This window comes from Streptomyces sp. SS8, from assembly GCF_054072955.1.
The window spans coordinates 33753-52833 of record NZ_JBSVCZ010000004.1 but is presented as its reverse complement, the minus strand read 5'-3'; the positions used below and the strand labels follow the sequence as shown (position 1 = coordinate 52833).

Below are 19081 nucleotides of genomic sequence, written 5' to 3'. Positions count from 1 at the left end.
GGGCCGGGCGCCCGCGCCCGGGGCGGGCCCCCGGGAGCCCGCGGGTAGGGAGCGCGGTCAGTCCGGTTTCCGGACCACCTCGATCCTCCCGCAGCCGGCGCGCTCGGCCTCGGCCTCCACATACGCGGGCAGCAGGTCACGGGCCCACCGCTTTTCCGCCGGGCTGTCCACCGGCCGGGCCACGAAGGCGACCCGGCCCGTCTGACAGAGCGCCCGGAGCACCGACAGGTCCCCTCCCAGCGAACCGCCGCCGGACACCGCCGAACGGCCCCCGGTGACGAGCCTCTCCGACCCCCACCAGGACGGCTGGGCGAACAACTCCGCCAGCCCGGGGTGCACGACCGTCGTCAGCCGCACCTCCTGGGAATGGTCCGTGGCGATGTCGCAGCTGCGCAGGGGGCCGTCCCCGTCCGGGGTGACGCGCCGGTGGTGAGGCCCCTTCGCCCGGGCGGGAAGCTCCACCCCCTCCACCGCGCACGGCCCCTCGCGCGGTGCCTGCTCCCATTCGGGCACCGGCGGGAGACCGTCCGGATCGGGGTACCGCCCCCGGCACCCCAGCTCCTCCATACGGCGGCCTCGCGGGATGCCGGCGAAGAGGCCGGCCCGCCCGCCGGGCGGGGTGATCATCCGGGAACGGCGACGGGCGACCGAGATCACACCGGACGCCCCGGGCTGCGTACGGCCGGATGGGTAGGCACCCTGGAGACCGACCGCACGGCCGTGAACCAGACGAGGAGCCCCGGGTGCCCGCACTCTTCCCCAGCCTGTACCAGGCGCCGGACAAGCCCGCGCTGCACTTCGGCGACCGGGTGATCGACTACGGCCGGCTGGCCGGGGCCGCGCACGCGCTCGCCCTGGAGATCGCCGAGGCCGACCGGGTGGCGGTGTGGGCGACCCCCTCGCCGCACACCTGCGTCGGCGTCCTGGCCGCGCTGCTGGCCGGGGTCCCCGCCGTCCCCGTCAACCCGCGCGTCGGCGAGGAGGAGCTGGCCCACATACTCACCGACAGCACGCCCACCCGGGTGCTGGCCGCTCCCGGCGACGAGCTGCCCCCGGCCCTGGACGCGCTGCCGCGCACCGACGTCGCACTGGAGCCCGGGGCCGATCCCAGCCCCGACGGCACCACGGCCGCGCCCGACGAGAACGGTCCGGCGCTGATCGTCTACACCTCCGGCACCACCGGACCGCCCAAGGGCGTGGTGGTGCCGCGCCGCGCGATCGCCAGCACGCTGGACGACCTGGCCGACGTCTGGCGGTGGACGGGCGACGACGTGCTGGTGCACGCGCTGCCGCTGTTCCATGTGCACGGGCTGGTCCTGGGTGTGCTGGGCCCGCTGCGGCGCGGCGGCACGCTGCGCCATCTGGGCCGCTTCTCGCCCGAGGCCGTCGCGGCGGCGCTGGAGGAGGGCGGCACCATGGTGTTCGGGGTGCCGACGATGTACCACCGGCTGGCCGAGGCCCTGGAGGCGGGCGGCGGGGCGGTTGACGAGGGGGACGGCGAGGCGGGCGGCCGGCTGGCCGCGGCCCTGCGCGGGGCCCGGCTGCTGGTGTCCGGCTCGGCCGCGCTGCCCCTGCACGACCACGAGCGGATCACGGCCGCGACCGGGCAGCGCGTCGTCGAGCGCTACGGGATGACCGAGACGCTGATGATCACCAGCGTGCGGGCGGACGGCGAGCGCCGCGCCGGCACCGTGGGCGTGCCCCTGCCCAGCGTGGACGTACGGCTGGTGGACGACGAGGGGCGGCGCATCGAGGGCGGCGACGGCGAGACCGTGGGCGAGGTCCAGGTGCGCGGACCCAACCTGTTCACCGAGTACCTGCACCGGCCGGACGCCACCGCGCAGGCCTTCGCCGGCGGCTGGTTCCGCACCGGCGACATGGCCACCCGGGACGCCGACGGCTTCTACCGGATCGTGGGCCGCAGGGCGACGGACCTGATCAAGAGCGGCGGTTACCGGATCGGCGCCGGGGAGATCGAGAACTGCCTGCTGGGCCATCCCGGCGTCGCCGAGGCGGCGGTCGTCGGCGAGCCCGACCCGGATCTGGGCGAGCGGATCGCGGCATGGGTGGTGCCGGCCGGCGGGCAGCCGCCCACCGAACAGGAGCTGGTCGACCATGTGGCGCGGCGGCTCACGCCGCACAAGCGGCCCCGGGTCGTGCGGTTCACCGGCGCCCTGCCCCGCAACGACATGGGCAAGGTCATGAAGCGGGAGCTGGGCCGTGGCTGAGCGGCCGGCCGGAGGGGGACCGAAGGAGCCGGGTGGGCGGCTGCCGGCCCGTGCGGTGATCGACGCGGTGGCCGCCGGCTTCGCCGAGCTGCCCGTCCCCGTAGGCGGTGATGGCGATGGCGCCGTCGCCGCCTACGGGGACGGGCCGATCGCCTGGGAGGGTTACGGCCGGGCACTGGCCCGCGCACACGAGCGCACCGGCGAGCACGAGTCGGTGGTGTGCGGCACCGGCACGGTCGGCGGCGTCCCGGCGGTCCTGATCGCCTTCGAGTTCGCCTTCCTCGGCGGCTCCCTCGGGCAGCGCACCGGCGACCGCATCGAGGCCGCCCACCGGCACGCCCGCCGGGCACGGCTGCCGGTGGTGTCCCTGACGGCGACCGGCGGCAGCCGCATGCAGGAGGGCATGCGGGCCCTGGTCCAACTCCAGCGCGTGGCACGCCAGTCGGCGCTGACCCGGGCGGCGGGCCTGCCGCAGATCGCCGTCGTACGGGACCCGACCACCGGCGGCGGCTGGGCGACACTGGGCGCCGGCTCCGACGTGGTGCTGGCCCTGCCGGGCGCCCAGGTCGCCTTCGCCGGCTCGCGGGTACGCCCGCCGGACGCCGACCCGGCCGCGTACGGCGCCGAGGAGAAGCTGGCGGCCGGGCAGATCGACCGGGTCGTGGCGCCTCAGGAGCTGCCCGGCGTCCTGGGCCGCTGGCTGTCCCTGCTCTCCTCCCCCGACGGCTCCCCCGGTGCCGAGGGCGGTCCCGCCGAGCCGCCGCGCGCGCTGGGCGGCGGAGCGCCGGGCCTGCCGGGGACCGGCTGGGAGGCGGTGGAGCGGGCCCGCTCCACCCACCGTCCGCGCGCGGACGCCTATCTGGACGCCTACTTCGAGGTCCGCGAGGAGATATCGGGCGACCGCTGCGGCGGCACCGACCCGGGGATGCGCTGCGGTTTCGGGCGCAGGGACGGCCGCACCATCGCCTATGCCGCCCAGTGCGGCACGCCGACCCTGCCGGCGGGCTTCCGCACCGCCACCCGGCTGATCCGGCTGGCCGACCGGCTGGGCATCCCGGTGCTCACCCTGGTGGACACCCCGGGCGCGGCCAACGACGAGACGGCCGAGCGCTCCGGCGCGGGCGCGGCCATCGCGGACCTCTTCGCGGCGGTGGCCGAGGCCCGGGTCCCGGTGACGACCCTGGTGGTCGGCGAGGGCGGCTCGGGCGGGGCGCTGGCGCTGGCGGCGCCGGAGAACACCTGGGTCACCCCGGACTGCTACTTCTCCGTCATCGCCCCGGAGTCGGCCGCGGCCATCCTCAAGCGCGGCCCGGAGCACGTCCGCGAGACGGCCGGCGAACTGCGGCTGCGCCCACAGGACCTGGTGGAGCTGGGCGTGGCGCGCGGCATCGTGCGGGCATAGCGCCGGCGCGCCGGAGTGAGCGGCGTCGCGCCGTGCGGGCAGGGCGCCGTCCCGGCCGCCGGACCCGCCGCTTCCGGGCCCGGCGCCGTGCCCCGGTCACCGGTCGGCGGGGCCCAGGCCCGCCGACCGGGCCAGCCGGCGGTAGGAGTCCAGTCGCCGCCCGTGGTCATGGGTGCCCAGGGTGATCAGCAGTTCGTCGGCGCCGCTGCGCCGGGCCAGCCCGGCCAGCGCTTCGGCCGCCTCCTGCCCGGTCCCGCCGATCCGCGAGCGGCGGGCCTCGGCGAACAGGGTGCGCTCGCGGTCGGTCATCTCCCGCCCCAGCACTTCGCCCGCCGGCTCCAGCGGCGGGAAGACGCCCCGGGTGCGGGAGACGACCGTCGCCCACGCCTCCGGGGCGTGCAGCGCCTCCGCCTCGGCGGTGGTGGCGCCCGCCGCCGCGCTCACCGAGACGATCACATACGGCCTGCGGTACTGCTCCGGGCCCGCGGCGGAGGGCCGGAAGGCCGCGCGGTAGTCCTCGATCGCGCGCAGCATCCGCTCCTCGCCGCGTACCGGGGCGATCACCAGCGGCAGTCCGCGCTCGGCGGCCGCCCGTGCCCCCGAGCCCGTGGCCAGCACGAACACCGGCACCCTCAGGCCCTGTGAGGGCACGGCCCGTACGTCCCGCGCGCCGTCGCCGTCGCCATCGCCGTCGAACCAGCCCAGCAGCTCGTCCAGGTCCTCGCCGAACCGTTCGGCGGCCTCCTTCCGCGCCCCCAGCGCCCGCCGTACCGCGCCGGTGAAGCCGACCGAGCGGCCCAGGCCCGCGTCGATCCGTCCCGGGAACAGCGACTCCAGCACCCCGAACTGCTCGGCGACCACCAGTGGCCGGTGGTTGGGCAGCATCACCCCGCCCGTGCCGACCCGGATACGGCCGGTGGCCGAGGCGACGGCGGCGGCGAGCACGGTCGGTGCGGAGCCGGCCACACCGGGGACCCCGTGGTGCTCGGCCACCCAGAAGCGGTGGTAGCCCAGCGCCTCGATCTCCCGGGCGAAGCGCACGGTGGCGCGCAGGGCCTCGTCCGCTCCCTCCCCCTTGCGGACCAGGGAGCGGTCCAGGACCGACAGGCGGACGGTGCGCAGCGCTTCGTTGACCATGTACGTCCCAACAAACGCGGTCGTGGGCGATTCCCCCACCGCGCCGGGCAACCGCGCGTGCGCGCGGGCGCGTCCCCCACCGAGAGGACCCGCACGGAGAGTCGACACGGGGAGCGGGGGCCGCCGGTGGGTGTCACTCTGGGCGAGGAGATCACGCTGCTGTCGCTGGACGGCGTCTCCGGTGCGACGAAGGCCCTGTCCTCCACGGGCTGGGGCGTCGCGGGCGGCATCCTGCCGGACCTGGTCATGGCGGAGCGGGCGGCCGTCCACGGCGGACGGCTGGAGGTCGCCGACCGCACCCCGACCGGTGTCCCCCTGCTCGACGGGCGCCTGGGGCTGATCGCCGGCTGGACCGGTGGCGGGAAGCGGAGGAGGGCCTCCGGCTGGATGGCCAGGGACCAGGCCAAGTCCGTCCGGGCGGCGGTGGAGAGCCTGTGCGGGCGCGGCCTGGTCGCCGAGGAGCGGGTCCGCGTCCTCGGCCTCTTCCCCGTGCGGCGCTATCCGGAGGCGGACGGCTCGGTGGAGCGGGAGGCGCGCGAGCGGCCGGCCTCCGCGGTCGTCGGCGGCGCGGATCCCGACGACCGTACCGCCGCCCTGGTCGCCCTGCTGCACGCGGCGGGGCTGTACCGGCAGGCCTTCCCCGGCCTGCCCCGCAAGCGGGTCGAGCCGCGTATGGCCGAGATCGCCGAGGGCAACCGGGTGGGCGACAGCGTCCGCCGGGCGATCCGCGATGTGCGGGCGGCGGTCGCGGTGGCCACGACGATCACCGTGGTCGCGGCCGCGTCCTGAGTCCGGGAACGGGCCGGGGGACGGGGTCCGGGCACGGTGCCGGGCGCGTCGGCGGTCACGGCCTTCCCTGCGCGGTGGTCCGGTCGTCCTGCCGGGCGGTGCGCAACTGCCGCCGGCTGGCCGCGCGGACGGCCGCGGTGATGCGGTTCAGCCGCTCGGACTCCAGAGACCAGGTCTGCCAGTGGAGGGCGACGTCGCGGTGGGCCTGCTCCTCGAGCAGGATCAGCGTCCCGTCGGCGAGCTCCGTGCCCAGCTGGAGCTCCGGGATCATGCCCCATCCCAGGCCCGCCCTCAGGGCCGCGAGGAACCCCTCGGACGACGGGATGGTGTGCCTGGGCGGGAGCAGGTCGACGCTGCGGGAGCGGAGCACCTGGCGCTGCAGGTCGTCCTTGGCGTTGAACTCCAGCATGGGCATGCCCGCCCAGTCGACACCGGCTGCCGTGGTGAACCGCCGGTGCAGCGCGGGGGCGGCCACGGGCACATAGCGCATGAAGCCCAGCCGCTCGACGCGGCACCCGTTGACCGGTGCGGGGTCGGCGGTGACGGCTGCGATGACGTCCCCCTGGCGCAGGAGCCGGCTGCTGTGGTCCTGGTCCTCCACGTGCAGGTCCAGTGTGGTGTCCGTCCAGCCGGCGGCCTCGTGGAGGACGGGCACGAACCAGGTGATCAGGGAGTCGGCGTTGACGGCCACCGGTGTCACCGCCCGGGAGGAGACCCCGTTGCCCAGCGCGCGCCGGGTCTCCGCCTCCAGCACCTGTACCTGGCGTGCCATGCGCAGCAGCACCGCTCCGGCCTCGGTGGGAGCGCACGGCACGCCCCGGCGCACCACCGTCTGGCCCACGGAGTTCTCCAGGGCCTTGATGCGCTGGCTGACGGCCGAGGGGCTGATCCTGAGCAGGTCCGCGGCGGCCTCGAAGGTCCCCTCGTCGATGATCGCGGCCAGGGCGCGCAGATGCTCGAAGTTCATGAAGCAAATCTAATGCATCCGTTATTCTTTTCATTTGTCTGTATTCAGGAGGCTGGCTAGCGTCAGGGCCATGTGGGGTACCTGGAGTGCCGGGCTCGCGGCCGGCCTGGCTCTGATCATCGCCATCGGCGCGCAGAACGCCTTCGTGCTGCGGCAGGGCATTCGCCGGGAGCACGTCGGGGCGGTGGTGGCGCTGTGCACGGCCGGCGACGTCGTGCTGATCCTCGGCGGCACCGCGGGGATCGGGGCGCTGGTGTCCCGCTTCCCCGGCGCCCTGGAGGTGCTGCGGTGGGCGGGAGCCGCCTATCTGGCGTGGTGGGCGGTGCGCTCCTTCGTCTCCGCGGTGAGACCCGCCTCGCTGAAGGCCGAGGCCGCCCGGTCGCGGAGGTCGGTGGTCACCACCACCCTGGCCCTGACCTTCCTCAACCCCCATGTCTACCTCGACACCGTGGTGCTGCTGGGCAGCCTCGCCAACCAGCAGGGCCCCGAGGCCCGGTGGGTCTTCGCCGTCGGGGCGGTGACGGGCAGCGTGGTGTGGTTCTCCGCCCTCGGTTACGGCGCCCGGGCGCTGTCGGGCGTGCTCAGCAGTCCGCGCACCTGGCGGGTGGTGGATCTGGTGATCGGCGTCGTGATGCTCGTCCTGGCGGTCGGCCTCCTCCTGGGGTGACGCCTCCGCGGCGCACGGCCCGCGGCGCACGGCGGGCCGTGCGGCTGCGGTGCGTCACCGTCGCGGGAGCGCGTCGAAGTCCACCGTCCTGTCGCACCAGCGCTCCAGCAGCACCCGGTCGTGGCCGACCGCGAGCAGTGCCGTGCCGTGTTCGCGGCGGTACTCCTCCACGGCGGCGACGAGGGCGGCGGCGGTGGAGGCGTCGAGCATGGCGGTCATCTCGTCGCAGACCAGCAGCCGGGGGCGCAGGACGAGCGCGCGGGCCAGGCAGGCGCGCTGGAGCTGGCCGTCGCTGACCTCGTGGGGGCGGCGGGCGAGCAGGTCGCCGCCGAGGCCGACGGAGGCGGCCAGCGCGGGCAGCCGGCCGGGGATCTCGGCCCGGCGGCCGGTGGCGCGCAGGGGCTCGGCGATCAGGTCGGCGAGGGTGAGGCGGGGGTCGGCGGCGAGGCGGGGCTGCTGGAAGACGACGCCGACGGTCGTGCGCAGCTCGCGGGGGGCGCGGTGACGGAAGCCGTACGCCGTCCGTCCGGCCAGCCGCACGGTGCCCGCCCGCGGCCGGTGGAGCAGGGCTGCGACGCGGGCGAGGGTGGACTTGCCGCATCCGCTGGGGCCGAGCAGCCCGACTGCCTCGCCGTCGCCCACGGTCAGGGACGCCCCGCGCAGTACGGGGGCGCGGCGGTCGTATCCGGCGGTGATGCCGCGCAGTTCCAGCGCGGGCCCGGGCTCCGGCTCATGCGTCGGTCCGGGCATCGCTTCGGATGTCGGCTCAGGCATCGGCGGTCTCCGGGGCGTGGGAGTACGCGTGGTGACAGGCCACCGCTCCGGCGCGGGACCCGGCCAGGGCGGGCACGGCGGCACAGGCGCCGGTGGCGCGATCGCAGCGCGGGGCGAAGGCGCAGCCGCCGGGCAGGTCGTCCAGCTCGGGCGGCATGCCGGGGATGGGGGTGAAGGACCGCTCGGGCAGCGCCTCCAGCAGCCCGCGGGCGTACGGGTGCCGGGGGCCGGGTGTGCCGAAGAAGTCCGCGGCATCGGCGAGTTCGACGATGCGCCCGGCGTACATCACCGCGACCCGGTCGGCGATGCGCTCGGCGGCGGTCAGGTCGTGGGTGATGACGAGCAGGCCGCGGCCGGCGTCCACGTGCCGGCGCAGTTCGTCCGCGGTGCGGTCCACCAGATCGCGGTCCAGGCCGGTGGTCGGTTCGTCGGCGATCAGCAGCGGGGCCTCGCCGACGAGGGCGAGGGCGGTGGCGGCGCGCTGGGCGAGGCCACCGGAGAGCTGGTGCGGGTACCGGTCGAGGTGGCCGGTGGGGAACGCCGCGCGCTCGGCGGCGGCCTCGGCGGCCCCGCGCAGCTTCGGTCCCTGTGTGCCGGTCAGTTCCCGCACCGTCTCCTCCATCTGGGAGCGGATGGTGCGCACGGGGGTGAGGTGCGAGGCGGGGCTCTGCGGCACTAGGGCGATACGGCGGCCCCTCACGCGCCGGGCCAGCTCCTTCTCCCCCGCGGTGAGCAGGTCCAGGCCGTCCAGCAGGGCAGCACCGCCCACCCGGGCGTTGCCGGGCAGCAGCCCCAGCAGCGCCGAGGCCAGCACCGACTTGCCGCAGCCGCTCTCCCCCACCAGGGCCAGGCACTCGCCGGGGTCCAGGTCGAAGGAGACCCCCGTCACGGCGGCGACGGTGCGCCCGCCGCGCAGCGGGAAGCGTACGGACAGCTCCTGTACGGACAGTCGGGCCGTCACAGCGTCAGCTCCGATCGGACGCGCGGGTTGATCCGCTCGCGCCAGGCGCCGGCGAGTCCGGCGATGGCGAGGGTGGGTACGACGATGAACAGGCCCGGCCAGAGGGTGGGCCACCAGGCGCCGGCGAGCAGCGAGCCGCGCGCGGCCTCGGCCATGGTGCCGAGGCTGGCCTGGTGGGCGGGGATGCCCAGGCCCAGGAAGGACAGCGCGGACTCGTGCCAGATGGCGTGCGGCACCATCAGCACCGCCGCGAGCCCGGCCTGCGGCAGGACGCCGGGCAGCAGATGGCGTACGGCCACCCGCCACCGCGAGGCGCCGCCCGAGATCGCGGCGTCCACGTACGGGCGGCTGCGCAGGGAGTGGGTCTCGGCCCGGACGATGCGGGCGGTGGACAGCCAGTGGGTGAGGCCGACGGAGGCGATGACCGGCCAGATCCCGGGCCGGAACATGGCCACCACGAAGATGCCCAGGAGCAGGTGGGGCACGGAGGCGAAGACGTCCACGACCCGCATCACCAGCCGGTCGGTGCGCCCGCCCAGCGCCCCGGCCAGACCGCCGACGGCGATACCGACGACCGTGGCCACCAGCGCCGCGACCACGCCGACCAGCAGCGAGACGCGCAGCCCGTGGACGCAGCGCAGCAGCAGGTCGCGGCCCAGTTCGTCGGTGCCGAAGGGGTGCTCCCAGGAGGGGGGCCGGAGTTTGGCCGCGAGGTCGACGGCCTGCTGGTCCAGGGGGAAGACCGCCGGCACCAGCAGCGCGGCCAGGACGGTGGCGGCGGTGAGGACGGCCGAGACGCGGGTGCGCCAGGCGCGTGCGCCGGGCGGGCACCCGAAGCCGCGCCGCGGAGCGGCGGCGGGGACAGGTGCTTCGGCGGGGGTTTCGGCGGGTGCCGGGGCGGGGGCGGTCACATCTCCTCCGGGTCGATCCGGGGGTCGGCCAGCACGTAGAGCAGGTCGGCCAGCAGGTTCCCGGCGAGTACGGCGGCGGTGGCCAGGACGGTCACGGCGGCCAGGAGCGGGAAGTCGGTGGCGGTGGCGGCGCGGACGGTGGCCGAGGCGATGCCGGGCCAGCTGAAGACGGTCTCCACCAGCAGGGCGCCGGTGATCAGCTCGGGTATGCGGGTGCCGATGAGGGTGAGCACCGGCAGCAGCCCCGAGCGCAGGGCGTGGCCGAGCAGCACGGTGCGCTCGCGCAGACCGCGTGCGCGGGCGCCGCGCACCGGGTCCTCGTGGAGCGCGTCGGCCACTCCCTGCCGTACGTACAGGGCGAACCACGGCAGCTGGGACAGGGCGAGCACGGCCACCGGCAGCGTCAGATGGCGTACCAGCGAGCCGGCGGTGACGGTGTCCTCGCCGCTGTCGGTGAGCCCGCCGGCGGGCAGCACGCCGAGCTGGAGGGCGAAGAACCAGACCGCCAGCAGTCCGAGCCAGAACGGCGGGGCGGCCTGGAGCACGTAGGAGCCGCCGGTGACGCAGCGGTCGAGCCACCCGCCCCGGCGGCGCGCGGCGGCGACGCCGAGCACGGTGCCGAGCACCACCGCGATCAGGAACGCGAGCGCGCACAGCAGCACGGACCAGCCCAGGCGCTCGCCGACGACCTGGGCGACCGGCTGGCGCAGGGAGACCGACTGGCCCAGGTCGCCGGTCGCGGCTGAGGTGAGCCAGCTCCACCACTGCTCGGTGAACGGGCCGTCCAGGGCGAGGTTCTCACGCAGCCGGTCGAGGGTCTCCTGGGAGGCGCGCAACCCGGCGCTCCCGGCGTACTGGCGCACCGGGTCGAAGGGGGAGGCCGCGGCGAGCGCGAAGACGCCGAGGGTCACGGCGGCCAGGACGGGGACGGCGGCCAGCGCCCGCCGTCCCGCCAGGCGCGCCATCGGGGCCCAGGGCGGGCCCGTGCGCGGTTCCGTCTTCACTTCTTCGGCCGCCAGTCCTCGACGTTCCACCACGGGCCCGTGCCCAGACCGTGGTCGTGGGGCTCGACCTGGGTGGTGACGTCCTGCCAGGCGTCGTCCATCACGTACACGTGGTCGATGTGGGTGAGGAAGGTGTAGCCGGGGTCGGCGGCCAGTTCGCGCTGGACGGTGGCGTACGCCTCGGCGCGGGCGGCGCGGTCGTTCGTGCGGCGCGCCTCCTCAAGCGCCCGGTCGACGTCCGCGTTGTCGTAGGCGGCCATGTTGTTGAAGCCGTCCAGGGCGAGGGAGGAGTGCAGCAGGGGGTAGAGGTCGAAGTCGGGGTCGGCCGGGCTGCCGCCGCCGGAGAGGACGGCGTCGTCCTCCATGCGCGGCTCGATGACCTCCCAGGTGCCGGACTCGACGGTGATGTCGATGCCGATCTCCTTGGCGTCGGCGGCGTAGGCCAGGGCGTGCTCCTGGCGCAGCCGGTCGCCGGAGGGGTACCAGAGGGTGAAGGCGGCACGGCGGCCGTCCCTGCGGCGCACTCCGTCCTCGCCGGCCTTCCAGCCCGCCTCCTCCAGGATCTCCCGCGCCTCGTTTGGGTCGTGGCGGCGTTCGGTGCCCTTGGCGAACCAGGGGCTGTCGGTGGGCACGGGGCCGTACGCGGCCCGGCCGGCGCCGCTGAGCACGCTGTCGACGATCGCCTTTCGGTCGACGGCGGTGTCCAGTGCGCGGCGCACCGCGCGGTCGCCGGTGACGGGGTCCGCGGTGGGGAGGGTGACGGCCCGGAAGTCGGCGGTCCTCGCCCGGATCACGCGCCGGCCCTCGTCGCCGGCGAAGGTGCCGGCGAGCGCGGGGGGCAGGACCGCGGCGTCGAGGTCGCCGGAGCGCAGCCGGGTGGCGCGTATGTCGTCGTCCTTGATGACGGCCATGGTGAGCTTCTCCACCTCCGGCGCGCCGCCCCAGTAGTCGGGGTTGGCCTTGAAGGTGAGCTTCTCGCCGCGGCTCCAGCCGGTGAGGACGTAGGGGCCGGTGCCGACCGGTTCGGTGTTGTAGGGGCCGGTGTTGACGTCCTGTCCGGCGGCTGCCTCCTTGGAGGCGATGGGCAGCACGGTGCGCTCGGCGAAGGCGGCGTAGGGGTACTTGAGGCGGAAGACGACGGTGTCCTCGCCCTCGGCGGTGACGCTGTCGAGGGCGTCCAGCTCGCCCCTGGAGGGGTTGTTGGTCCTCTCGTCGAGGATGGTCTCGTAGGTGAAGACCACGTCCTCGGCGTCGAAGGGGGTGCCGTCGCTGAAGGTCACCCCCTCGCGCAGGGTGTAGGTGTACGTCCGGCCGCCGTCGCCGATCTCGGGAAGCTTCGCGGCGAGGGCGGGCCGCAGTTCCATTCCGGCGTCGTGCCTCAGCAGCCCGTCGAAGATCTTGGAGTTGCCGTCCTTGCCGTAGCCGAGCAGGGGGCTGAGGGTGTCCGGTTCCTGGGCGATGCCCACGACCAGGGAGTCGCCCGTACCTCCGTCCGCGCCGCCCTTCCCGTCGGACGGCGCGGAACAGGCCGCCGCTCCGGCCAGCACCGCGCCGGCCGTCATGGCGGCGGCGGCCCGTGTCACCCGCAGTCTCATGCTCCACACCCCTGCTGCTGATCAAACGTTGTTGCAAACAGCTTGCAATTAAACCGCAGGCGCGCGCCACCCCGCCCCTCCCCTCCGGCCGGACCCGGCGCCCCGCACCCGGCGCTTCGATCACCCCGTGATCACGAAAGGCCTTCCGAACCGGTTTATCCGATGCTTCTGTGGACTAGACCTTGACTCCCTACTTGGTCTGTGCCAAATCTGTGCAGACCCCACGCTCGCTCCCCCCACGCCCGTACCGTCGGCAACCTTCCAGGGGACCGCCATGCCCGTCCGTCGCCCTTTCCGCCTCCTCGCGTCCGCCCTGTCCGCCGCACTGCTGCTGAGCGGATGCGGCGCCTTCGCCGACACCGGCGACCAGGACCGGGACCGGACCCTCGACGTCTGGCTGATGCGGGGCAGCCTCTCCGGCGAACTCACCGACGCCGCCGTCCGGGACTTCGAGCGGCGCAACCCCGGCGTGGAGGTGAAGGTCACCGTCCAGGACTGGCCGGGGATCGACAAGAAGGTCACCGCCGCCCTCGGCTCCGGCGACGCGCCCGACGTGATCGAGGTCGGCAACACCCAGGTCGCCCAGTACGTGGAGACCGGCGGGGTCTCCAACCTCACCATCAAGGTCTTCGACCTCGGCGGCGACCACTGGGTCCCCGGGCTGGAGGAGCCGGGGAAGATCGACGGATACCAGTACGGCGTCCCCTTCTACGCCGCCAACCGCGTCGTCATCTACCGCAAGGACCTCTTCGACCGGGCCGGGATCACCGAGCCGCCCGCCACCCGTGAGGAGTGGATCGAGGCCACCTCCCGGCTCGACGGGCCCGGGCAGCAGGGCATCTACCTGCCGGGGCAGAACTGGTACGTGCTGGCGGGCTTCATCTGGGACGAGGGCGGCGACCTCGCCGTCGAGCGCAGCGGCCGGTGGGCCGGCACGCTCGACACCCCCGAGGCGCTGCGCGGCATGGAGTTCTACAAGGAGCTCCAGTCCCACGGCGGCGGCCCCGTCGACTCCGACGAGTCCAGGCCGGAGCAGCGCGAGTTCTTCGCCGGGAACGAGATCGCCCAGATCATCGACGTGCCCGGCGCCGCGGAGCTGATCGTCGAGAAGAACCCGGAGCTGGCGGACAGGCTCGGCTTCTTCCCGATCCCCGGCAAGGAGGCCGGGCAGCCTGGGGCGGTCTTCACCGGCGGTTCGGTGCTGATCATCCCCGAGCGGGCCGCCGAGCCGGACGCGGCGTACTCCTTCGTCAAGCTGCTGACCGGCGAGAAGTGGCAGCGCAAGCTGGCCCAGACGATGAGCGTGGTGCCCAACAGCACCGAACTGGCCGACGCGCTGGAGGACGACCCCGGCGCCGCCGCGATGGCCGAGGGCGCCCGCAACGGCCGCGCCACCCCCAACTCGCCGCGGTGGGGCCGTCTGGAGGCGGACAACCCGATCAAGGCGTACCAGACGCGGGTGCTGCGCGGCGCCGACCCGGAGACGGCGGCGCGCGAGGCGTCCCGGCGGATCACCGCGGTCCTGGGCGGGCGCGGCTGACGTACGGCCGGCCGCGCGCCGACCGGCACCACCGGCCGCCGACACCCCCGGCGCCCCGCTCCGCACCGGAGCCGGGTGCCGGAGTCGGGTGCCGGAGTCGGGGCGCCGGCCCGTGGCCGCCGGCGGCGCGGCGCCGGGGTCACGGCATCGCGGCCGTGTCGCCGGCGGTCACGGGGGACCGGGCTCGCCGCCCGGGGTCACGGAGCGACGGAGTCGGGCGACCGGGTGTCAGGCGGACGCCAGGCCGCGCCCGCGCAGCCACAGCAGTTGCTCGCGCTGCTGCGAGGAGCGGCCCCCGGCGTGGTCGCCGAAGTGCCACACCCTGATGTCCTTGTCCTCCCCCGCGTAGCGGTGGTAGGCGGCGAAGACGGTCGACGGCGGGCAGACCGGGTCCATCAGGCCCACGCTGAACAGCGCGGGAGCGGTGGCGCGGCGCGCGAAGTGCAGGCCGTCGAAGTAGTTCAGCGTGGCGAATACGGCCTCGGGGTCGGTGCGCTGGTGCACACCGAGGTAGTGGGCGATCTCCGGGTACGGGCCGGCCGCGGCCAGTTCGGCGCCGCGCCGGAAGTGGCACAGGAAGGGCACGTCCACCAGCGCCGCCGCCACCTTCTCCGGCGCCAGCCCGGCCACGGCCAGGGCCAGCCCGCCCCCCTGGCTGCCGCCGGCGGCCACCACCCTGTCCGGGTCCACCGCCGGGTGCTCGCGCACTGCGTCCACGGCGCGCACGCAGTCGGCCATCAGCCGCCGGTAGTAGTGGTGGGCGGGGTCGTCCAGGCCGCGGGTCATGAAGCCGCCGACGTACTGCGGGGTGGTGGCCGGGTCCGGATCGGGGGTGTCATGGCCCTGCCCCCGGCTGTCGACGACCAGGGTGGCGTATCCGGCGGCGCTCCACAGCAGGTGCTCGATGTACAGGCCGCGGCCGCCGCTGTAGCCGATGTAGTTGACCACCGCCGGCAGCGGCCCGTCCGCGCCGCGCGGCAGGATCAGCCAGGCCGCCACGGGCTGGCCGTCCCAGCCGGGGAAACGCACGTCGAACACCTCGACGGTGCTCAGCGGCGCGTCCTCGACCCGCCGGTACTCCGCCGGCCCGGTCGCCGCGGCGCGGGCGGCGGTGAGCGTCTTGGACCAGAAGGCGTCGAAGTCCGCGGGCTCGGCCACCTCGGGCCGGTAGGCGCGCAGTTCCTCCAGCGGAAGATCGGTCAGCGGCATGCGGATGTCCGTCCCCTCGTAGCGGCAGGCGATAGAAAGCGCTTTCTCCCCGGAGAACCTACGTTCCGCCGGGACTCCGGTCAACGGTATCCGCCCACCGCGGGCCGGACGGGTCCGGCAGCCCGGTGACCTCCGGCCGCGACACGGCCCCGTACGCCCGGCCCCGGCCTAGCGTGACCGGGATGAGCACCCCTCCCGCCCGTCCGGAAAGCGTTCCTGCACCCGATGCCCCGGTTCCGGCTCCCTACCCGGAACCGGACCCGGCCCCGGAGCCGCCCCGGCGCCCCGGAGCACGCGGCCCGCGCCGGGACCTGTACGCGGCCGGCGCGGCCGCGGCCCTGTTCGCCCTGGCCGCGCTCGTCGGCCACCTCCTGTACGACTCCGAGATCCTGCGGCTGCGGTGGCCCCCGCTGTACGCGCGCTGGCTGCCCCACACCGGTCCGGGCACGCCCGCCGCCCTCTGCCTGGCCGTCCTCACCGTCGCCTACGGCCCGCCGCTGGCCCGCCGGCTGCCCTGGCGGCACCTGCTGCCGGCCGCCTGGGGCGGTGCGATGGCCTGGGCGTGGTCACTGGCGCTGGTCGACGGCTGGGACCGGGGAGCGGCCGGGCGGCTGACGACGAAGTACGAGTACCTCCGGTCCGTCGGCGACGTCCACGACATCGGTGTGACGCTGCGCACCTTCACCGACCGCATCCTGATGGACTCCCCCGACAACTGGCCCGCCCATGTCGCCGGCCATCCTCCGGGCGCGCTGCTGACCTTCGTCGGACTGGACCGGATCGGGCTCGGCGGCGGTGCCTGGGCCGCGCTGTGGTGCGTCACGATCGGCACGTCGGCCGCGGTGGCGGTGCTGGTGGCGCTGCGGGCGCTGTGCGGGGAGGGGACGGCCCGGCGTGCGGCGCCCTTCCTGGTCCTCGCCCCGTCCGCCGTGTGGACGGCCGTCTCGGCGGACGGCTACTTCACCGCCGTCGCCGCCTGGGCCGTCGCCCTGCTGGCCCTGTCGGCCACCGGCGCCTCCCGCGCGCCGCGCGCCGCCGCGCTGGGCTCGGGCGTGCTGTTCGGCTGGCTGGTCTACCTCTCCTACGGGCTGACGCTGATGGCGGCGGTCGCGCTGGCCGTACTGGTCGCGGCCCGCACCGCCCGGCCCGTGCCGTACGTCCTGCTGGGCACGGTTCCCTGCGCGGTGGTCTTCACCGCCGCCGGCTTCTGGTGGTACGAGGGCTACACCACCCTGGTCGAGCGCTACTACCAGGGCGCGGCGGGAGTGCGGCCGTACGCCTACTACGTGTGGGCCAACCTCGCGGCGCAGGTGCCGGTGGTGGGGCTCGCCGTGGTGGCCGGACTGCGGCGGGCCGCCGAGCTGCGGCGCGGCACGCTGGTGGTGCTGCTGGCGGGTGCGGTGTGCGCGGTGCTGGCGGCGGACCTGTCGGGGATGAGCAAGGCCGAGACCGAGCGCATCTGGCTGCCGTTCACGCTGTGGCTGCTGCCGGCCGCGGCCCTGCTGCCCGCCTCCGGCCGCCGCTGGTGGCTGGCGGCCCAGGCGGCCGTGTCACTGGCCGTCAACCACCTGCTGTTCACCGGCTGGTGACACCGCGGAACCTTCGCCCCGGTCCGGTCCGGCTCCCGTCGCACCGCCGTCGCCCCCGGTCGCCCTACGTTCCGCCGCCCGGCCGCGTGCGCTCGCGGCCGGGCGGCGGGGTGTCGGCGGCGGGGGCCCGGGCAGCGGCGCGCAGGCCGAGGAAGACACGGCCGTCGGCGCTCCACTCCTCCTCCACCGTCCAGCCCCCCTCCTCCGCACGGGCCCGCAGGGCGCTTCGGCCCAGCCGGGCCCAGGGGAAGGAGGGCGCGGGCCGCCCGGGGTGCGTCCGCCTCCCGTCGTCCAGTCTCGCCCGGAACCGCTCCTCGACGTCCGCCGGCGCCGCCTCGGCCAGCAGCAGCCCACCGGGGGCCAGCAGTTCGCGCACCCGGGCCAGGAGGGCGGCCGGGTCCCCGCCCACGCCGATGTTGCCGTCGATCAGCAGGGCACTGCCCCAGCCCCCCTCGTCCGGCAGCGGGTCGAACACCGAGCGGCACAGCGCGGTCCCGCCCCGCTCGCGGGTGCGGACGACGGCGGCCGGCGCGGTGTCGACGCCCATGGCCGGCCGGCCCAGCCCGGTCAGGGCGGCGACCAGCCTCCCCGGCCCGCAGCCGATGTCGAGCACGGCGCCGGTGCAGCGCCGCAGCACCGTCCAGTCGGCCTCGTCCGCGCGGGCGCACCAGCGCTCGACGTCCAGCGGCAGCCGGCGGCCGCCGGGGCCGCGCAGGAAGAGGGGGCCGCGTCCGGTGCGCAGTGCGCGGGTGTACGGGTCGGCGCGCCAGGGGTGCCGGACCGGCACGGCTCCGGCGGGCCCGGCGGCCCCGGCCGGTTGCGCGGCCCGCGCGGCCTGCCCGGCTCGCGGACGCGAGACCGGGGAGGCCGGAGGGGTCGGGGAGGCGGTCACCGGGCCACCGCCTGCCGCAGCCGGGCGTGCTCGGCGGCGAAGCGGCCCCTGGTGCGGGCCGCGACCTCTGCGGCGTCCCCGGCGGTGTCCACGTCCCGCAGCACCGGCAGGTCGCGTACGGCCAGCCCGGCCTCCAGCAGCCGCCGCCGCTGGAGCTCACCGGTGCGGTCGGTGGACATCGGCACGCCGCGCACCAGTCCGGGATCGGGGTCGGCCAGGCCCAGCGCCCAGAAGCCGCCGTCGGCGGCCGGGCCGAACCAGGCGGCGCGGCCCTCCCAGGCGTCCGGCGCGAGCGCCGGGGCCAGCAGACCGGCGGTGAGCTGCGGGGTGTCCATACCCACCAGCAGGGCGGGACCGCGGCATGCGCCGAAGGCCGCCGCGATCCGCTCGTCCAGCCCGCCCTCGCACTGGGGCAGCACCTCGTAGCCGTCCGGCAGCCAGGGGCCGGGGCGGCCGTCCAGCACCAGCACCCGGCGGCGGGCGGGCAGGGCCGCCACCACCGCCAGGGTGTCGGCGAGCGCCGCCTCGGCCAGCCGGGCCGCCTCGGCGGGGGTGAAGGGCGGGGTGAGGCGGGTCTTGACCCGGCCCGGCACCGGCTCCTTCGCGATCACCAGCAGCGTCGTACCCGTCTCCGGGGCGCGGTGGGGAGGGCTCACCGGGCCCGCCGGATTCGCCGGGGGCGTGGGCGGCACGGGTGGCGCCGGAGTCACCGCAGCACCTCCCGCATGTCGTGGACGGCCTGCCAGGTGCCGCGCCAGGTGCCGGTGACCTTCGAGCGGCCCGTGCGCGGCCGGTAGGGGACCTCCGTCTCCCGCACCCGCCATCCGGCGTCGGCCGCGTGCACCACCATCTGCAGGGGATAGCCGCTGCGCCGGTCGGTCAGGCCCAGCTCCAGCAGGGCGGGGCGCCGGGCCGCCCGCAGCGGGCCCAGGTCACGGAGCCGAAGTCCCGTGCGCCTGTGCACCATCCGGGCCAGCGCCAGGTTCCCGGCCCGTGCGTGCAGCGGCCAGGCACCGCGTCCGACGGGTCTGCGGCGGGCCAGTACGAGGTCGGCCTCGCCCTTGCGCACGGGCGCGGCGATCCGTTCGGCCGCGCCGGGGTCGAGCGAGGCGTCGCAGTCGCAGAAGGCGACGATCTCGGCCTCGGCGGCGAGGAGTCCGGTGTGGCAGGCGGCGCCGAAGCCGCGGCGCGGCTCGCGCACCACACGCGCCCCGAGCTCGCGGGCGATTTCGGCCGAGCCGTCCGTCGAGCCGTTGTCGACGACGACGGCCCGCCAGCCGTCCGGGATCCGGGACAGCACCCAGGGCAGCGCCCGGGCCTCGTTCAGACAGGGCAGCACGATCTCCCCGCGGAGGGCTGTGGGGTGGGTCATCCGCCTCACCTTACGAGAGCAATACGGTCATTTCGGTCATCGGG

At 75.8% G+C, this 19081-nt stretch carries 18 protein-coding genes; 6 read left to right on the top strand and 12 right to left on the bottom strand.

The genetic code is table 11. From position 1 onward, the window contains the following. Window positions 1-57 precede the first annotated feature (57 nt). Window positions 58-627 carry a hypothetical protein gene (locus tag ACW69E_RS05560; RefSeq protein ID WP_457497039.1) on the bottom strand — a complete coding sequence of 190 codons (570 nt, stop codon included), beginning with the start codon at window positions 625-627 and terminating at the stop codon, window positions 58-60. Between the two features lie 116 nt (window positions 628-743). Here ACW69E_RS05560 and ACW69E_RS05555 point away from each other — a divergent pair, with 116 nt between their 5' ends. Together ACW69E_RS05555 and ACW69E_RS05550 are read left to right on the top strand one after the other, a co-directional pair. Next, window positions 744-2228 (top strand): acyl-CoA synthetase, encoded by a 1485-nt coding sequence (locus tag ACW69E_RS05555; RefSeq protein WP_457497038.1) that lies wholly within the window; start codon window positions 744-746, stop codon window positions 2226-2228. Beyond that, on the top strand, window positions 2221-3630 hold the full coding sequence (locus tag ACW69E_RS05550; protein WP_457497037.1) for a carboxyl transferase domain-containing protein: 1410 nt from the start codon (window positions 2221-2223) through the stop codon (window positions 3628-3630). The genes ACW69E_RS05555 and ACW69E_RS05550 overlap by 8 nt, the downstream gene beginning before the upstream one ends. Window positions 3631-3726: 96 nt before the next feature. Here ACW69E_RS05550 and ACW69E_RS05545 read toward each other — a convergent pair whose 3' ends face one another. Beyond that, window positions 3727-4767, bottom strand: a complete 1041-nt coding sequence (locus ACW69E_RS05545; RefSeq protein WP_457497036.1) for an MsnO8 family LLM class oxidoreductase — start codon at window positions 4765-4767, stop codon at window positions 3727-3729. 126 nt (window positions 4768-4893) lie between these two features. On the opposite strand from ACW69E_RS05545, the gene ACW69E_RS05540 reads away from it, so the two are divergent. Continuing rightward, window positions 4894-5556, top strand: a complete 663-nt coding sequence (locus ACW69E_RS05540) for a GOLPH3/VPS74 family protein (RefSeq protein WP_457497035.1) — start codon at window positions 4894-4896, stop codon at window positions 5554-5556. Between the two features lie 55 nt (window positions 5557-5611). On the opposite strand, the gene ACW69E_RS05535 is transcribed toward ACW69E_RS05540, so the two are convergent. Continuing rightward, on the bottom strand, window positions 5612-6523 hold the full coding sequence (locus ACW69E_RS05535; RefSeq protein WP_457497034.1) for a LysR family transcriptional regulator ArgP: 912 nt from the start codon (window positions 6521-6523) through the stop codon (window positions 5612-5614). A gap of 70 nt (window positions 6524-6593) precedes the next feature. Between ACW69E_RS05535 and ACW69E_RS05530 the strand changes: the two genes are divergently transcribed. Continuing rightward, on the top strand, window positions 6594-7190 hold the full coding sequence (locus ACW69E_RS05530; RefSeq protein ID WP_457497033.1) for a LysE/ArgO family amino acid transporter: 597 nt from the start codon (window positions 6594-6596) through the stop codon (window positions 7188-7190). Window positions 7191-7244: 54 nt separating this feature from the next. On the opposite strand, the gene ACW69E_RS05525 is transcribed toward ACW69E_RS05530, so the two are convergent. Genes ACW69E_RS05525 through ACW69E_RS05505 form a run of 5 tightly spaced genes read right to left on the bottom strand, consistent with a single transcriptional unit; the run spans window position 7245 to window position 12435 of the window. After that, window positions 7245-7940 carry an ABC transporter ATP-binding protein gene (locus tag ACW69E_RS05525; RefSeq protein ID WP_457497032.1) on the bottom strand — a complete coding sequence of 232 codons (696 nt, stop codon included), beginning with the start codon at window positions 7938-7940 and terminating at the stop codon, window positions 7245-7247. Between the two features lie 16 nt (window positions 7941-7956). Beyond that, window positions 7957-8925, bottom strand: coding sequence for an ABC transporter ATP-binding protein (locus tag ACW69E_RS05520; protein ID WP_457497031.1), 969 nt, complete (start codon window positions 8923-8925; stop codon window positions 7957-7959). Continuing rightward, window positions 8922-9836 (bottom strand): ABC transporter permease, encoded by a 915-nt coding sequence (locus tag ACW69E_RS05515; RefSeq protein ID WP_457497030.1) that lies wholly within the window; start codon window positions 9834-9836, stop codon window positions 8922-8924. Before ACW69E_RS05515 ends, ACW69E_RS05520 begins: the two co-directional genes overlap by 4 nt. Beyond that, entirely contained in the window at window positions 9833-10801 is a 969-nt protein-coding gene (locus tag ACW69E_RS05510; protein WP_206349543.1) for an ABC transporter permease, read from the bottom strand. The genes ACW69E_RS05515 and ACW69E_RS05510 overlap by 4 nt, the downstream gene beginning before the upstream one ends. A gap of 35 nt (window positions 10802-10836) precedes the next feature. Then, window positions 10837-12435: an ABC transporter substrate-binding protein gene (locus tag ACW69E_RS05505; RefSeq protein ID WP_457497029.1), complete on the bottom strand. Its 1599-nt coding sequence runs from the start codon at window positions 12433-12435 to the stop codon at window positions 10837-10839. 274 nt (window positions 12436-12709) lie between these two features. Between ACW69E_RS05505 and ACW69E_RS05500 the strand changes: the two genes are divergently transcribed. Then, window positions 12710-13975, top strand: coding sequence for a sugar ABC transporter substrate-binding protein (locus tag ACW69E_RS05500; RefSeq protein ID WP_457497028.1), 1266 nt, complete (start codon window positions 12710-12712; stop codon window positions 13973-13975). A 228-nt stretch (window positions 13976-14203) separates the two neighbouring features. Here ACW69E_RS05500 and ACW69E_RS05495 read toward each other — a convergent pair whose 3' ends face one another. Next, window positions 14204-15184: an acetylxylan esterase gene (locus ACW69E_RS05495; protein ID WP_457497027.1), complete on the bottom strand. Its 981-nt coding sequence runs from the start codon at window positions 15182-15184 to the stop codon at window positions 14204-14206. Between the two features lie 182 nt (window positions 15185-15366). Here ACW69E_RS05495 and ACW69E_RS05490 point away from each other — a divergent pair, with 182 nt between their 5' ends. Continuing rightward, window positions 15367-16773 (top strand): hypothetical protein, encoded by a 1407-nt coding sequence (locus ACW69E_RS05490; protein ID WP_457497026.1) that lies wholly within the window; start codon window positions 15367-15369, stop codon window positions 16771-16773. A 64-nt stretch (window positions 16774-16837) separates the two neighbouring features. On the opposite strand, the gene ACW69E_RS05485 is transcribed toward ACW69E_RS05490, so the two are convergent. Genes ACW69E_RS05485 through ACW69E_RS05475 form a run of 3 tightly spaced genes read right to left on the bottom strand, consistent with a single transcriptional unit; the run spans window position 16838 to window position 19037 of the window. After that, the gene (locus ACW69E_RS05485) at window positions 16838-17665 is read right to left on the bottom strand and encodes a methyltransferase domain-containing protein (RefSeq protein WP_457497025.1); all 828 of its coding nucleotides are present in this window, start codon (window positions 17663-17665) and stop codon (window positions 16838-16840) included. Then, complete coding sequence (locus ACW69E_RS05480; RefSeq protein ID WP_457497024.1) at window positions 17662-18321, bottom strand: TIGR04282 family arsenosugar biosynthesis glycosyltransferase; 660 nt, start codon at window positions 18319-18321, stop codon at window positions 17662-17664. The genes ACW69E_RS05485 and ACW69E_RS05480 overlap by 4 nt, the downstream gene beginning before the upstream one ends. A 50-nt stretch (window positions 18322-18371) precedes the next feature. After that, the gene (locus ACW69E_RS05475; protein WP_457497023.1) at window positions 18372-19037 is read right to left on the bottom strand and encodes a glycosyltransferase family 2 protein; all 666 of its coding nucleotides are present in this window, start codon (window positions 19035-19037) and stop codon (window positions 18372-18374) included. Window positions 19038-19081 lie beyond the last annotated feature (44 nt).

Excerpts from the sequence above, each read along its gene's own strand:
- ACW69E_RS05560 (WP_457497039.1), bottom strand. The coding sequence starts at position 627 with ATGATCACCCCGCCCGGCGGGCGGGCCGGCCTCTTCGCCGGCATCCCG.
- ACW69E_RS05545 (WP_457497036.1), bottom strand. The coding sequence starts at position 4,767 with ATGGTCAACGAAGCGCTGCGCACCGTCCGCCTGTCGGTCCTGGACCGC.
- ACW69E_RS05535 (WP_457497034.1), bottom strand. The coding sequence starts at position 6,523 with ATGAACTTCGAGCATCTGCGCGCCCTGGCCGCGATCATCGACGAGGGG.
- ACW69E_RS05530 (WP_457497033.1), top strand. The coding sequence starts at position 6,594 with ATGTGGGGTACCTGGAGTGCCGGGCTCGCGGCCGGCCTGGCTCTGATC.
- ACW69E_RS05525 (WP_457497032.1), bottom strand. The coding sequence starts at position 7,940 with ATGCCCGGACCGACGCATGAGCCGGAGCCCGGGCCCGCGCTGGAACTG.
- ACW69E_RS05510 (WP_206349543.1), bottom strand. The coding sequence starts at position 10,801 with ATGGCGCGCCTGGCGGGACGGCGGGCGCTGGCCGCCGTCCCCGTCCTG.
- ACW69E_RS05505 (WP_457497029.1), bottom strand. The coding sequence starts at position 12,435 with ATGAGACTGCGGGTGACACGGGCCGCCGCCGCCATGACGGCCGGCGCG.
- ACW69E_RS05500 (WP_457497028.1), top strand. The coding sequence starts at position 12,710 with ATGCCCGTCCGTCGCCCTTTCCGCCTCCTCGCGTCCGCCCTGTCCGCC.
- ACW69E_RS05495 (WP_457497027.1), bottom strand. The coding sequence starts at position 15,184 with ATGCCGCTGACCGATCTTCCGCTGGAGGAACTGCGCGCCTACCGGCCC.
- ACW69E_RS05490 (WP_457497026.1), top strand. The coding sequence starts at position 15,367 with ATGAGCACCCCTCCCGCCCGTCCGGAAAGCGTTCCTGCACCCGATGCC.
- ACW69E_RS05475 (WP_457497023.1), bottom strand. The coding sequence starts at position 19,037 with ATGACCCACCCCACAGCCCTCCGCGGGGAGATCGTGCTGCCCTGTCTG.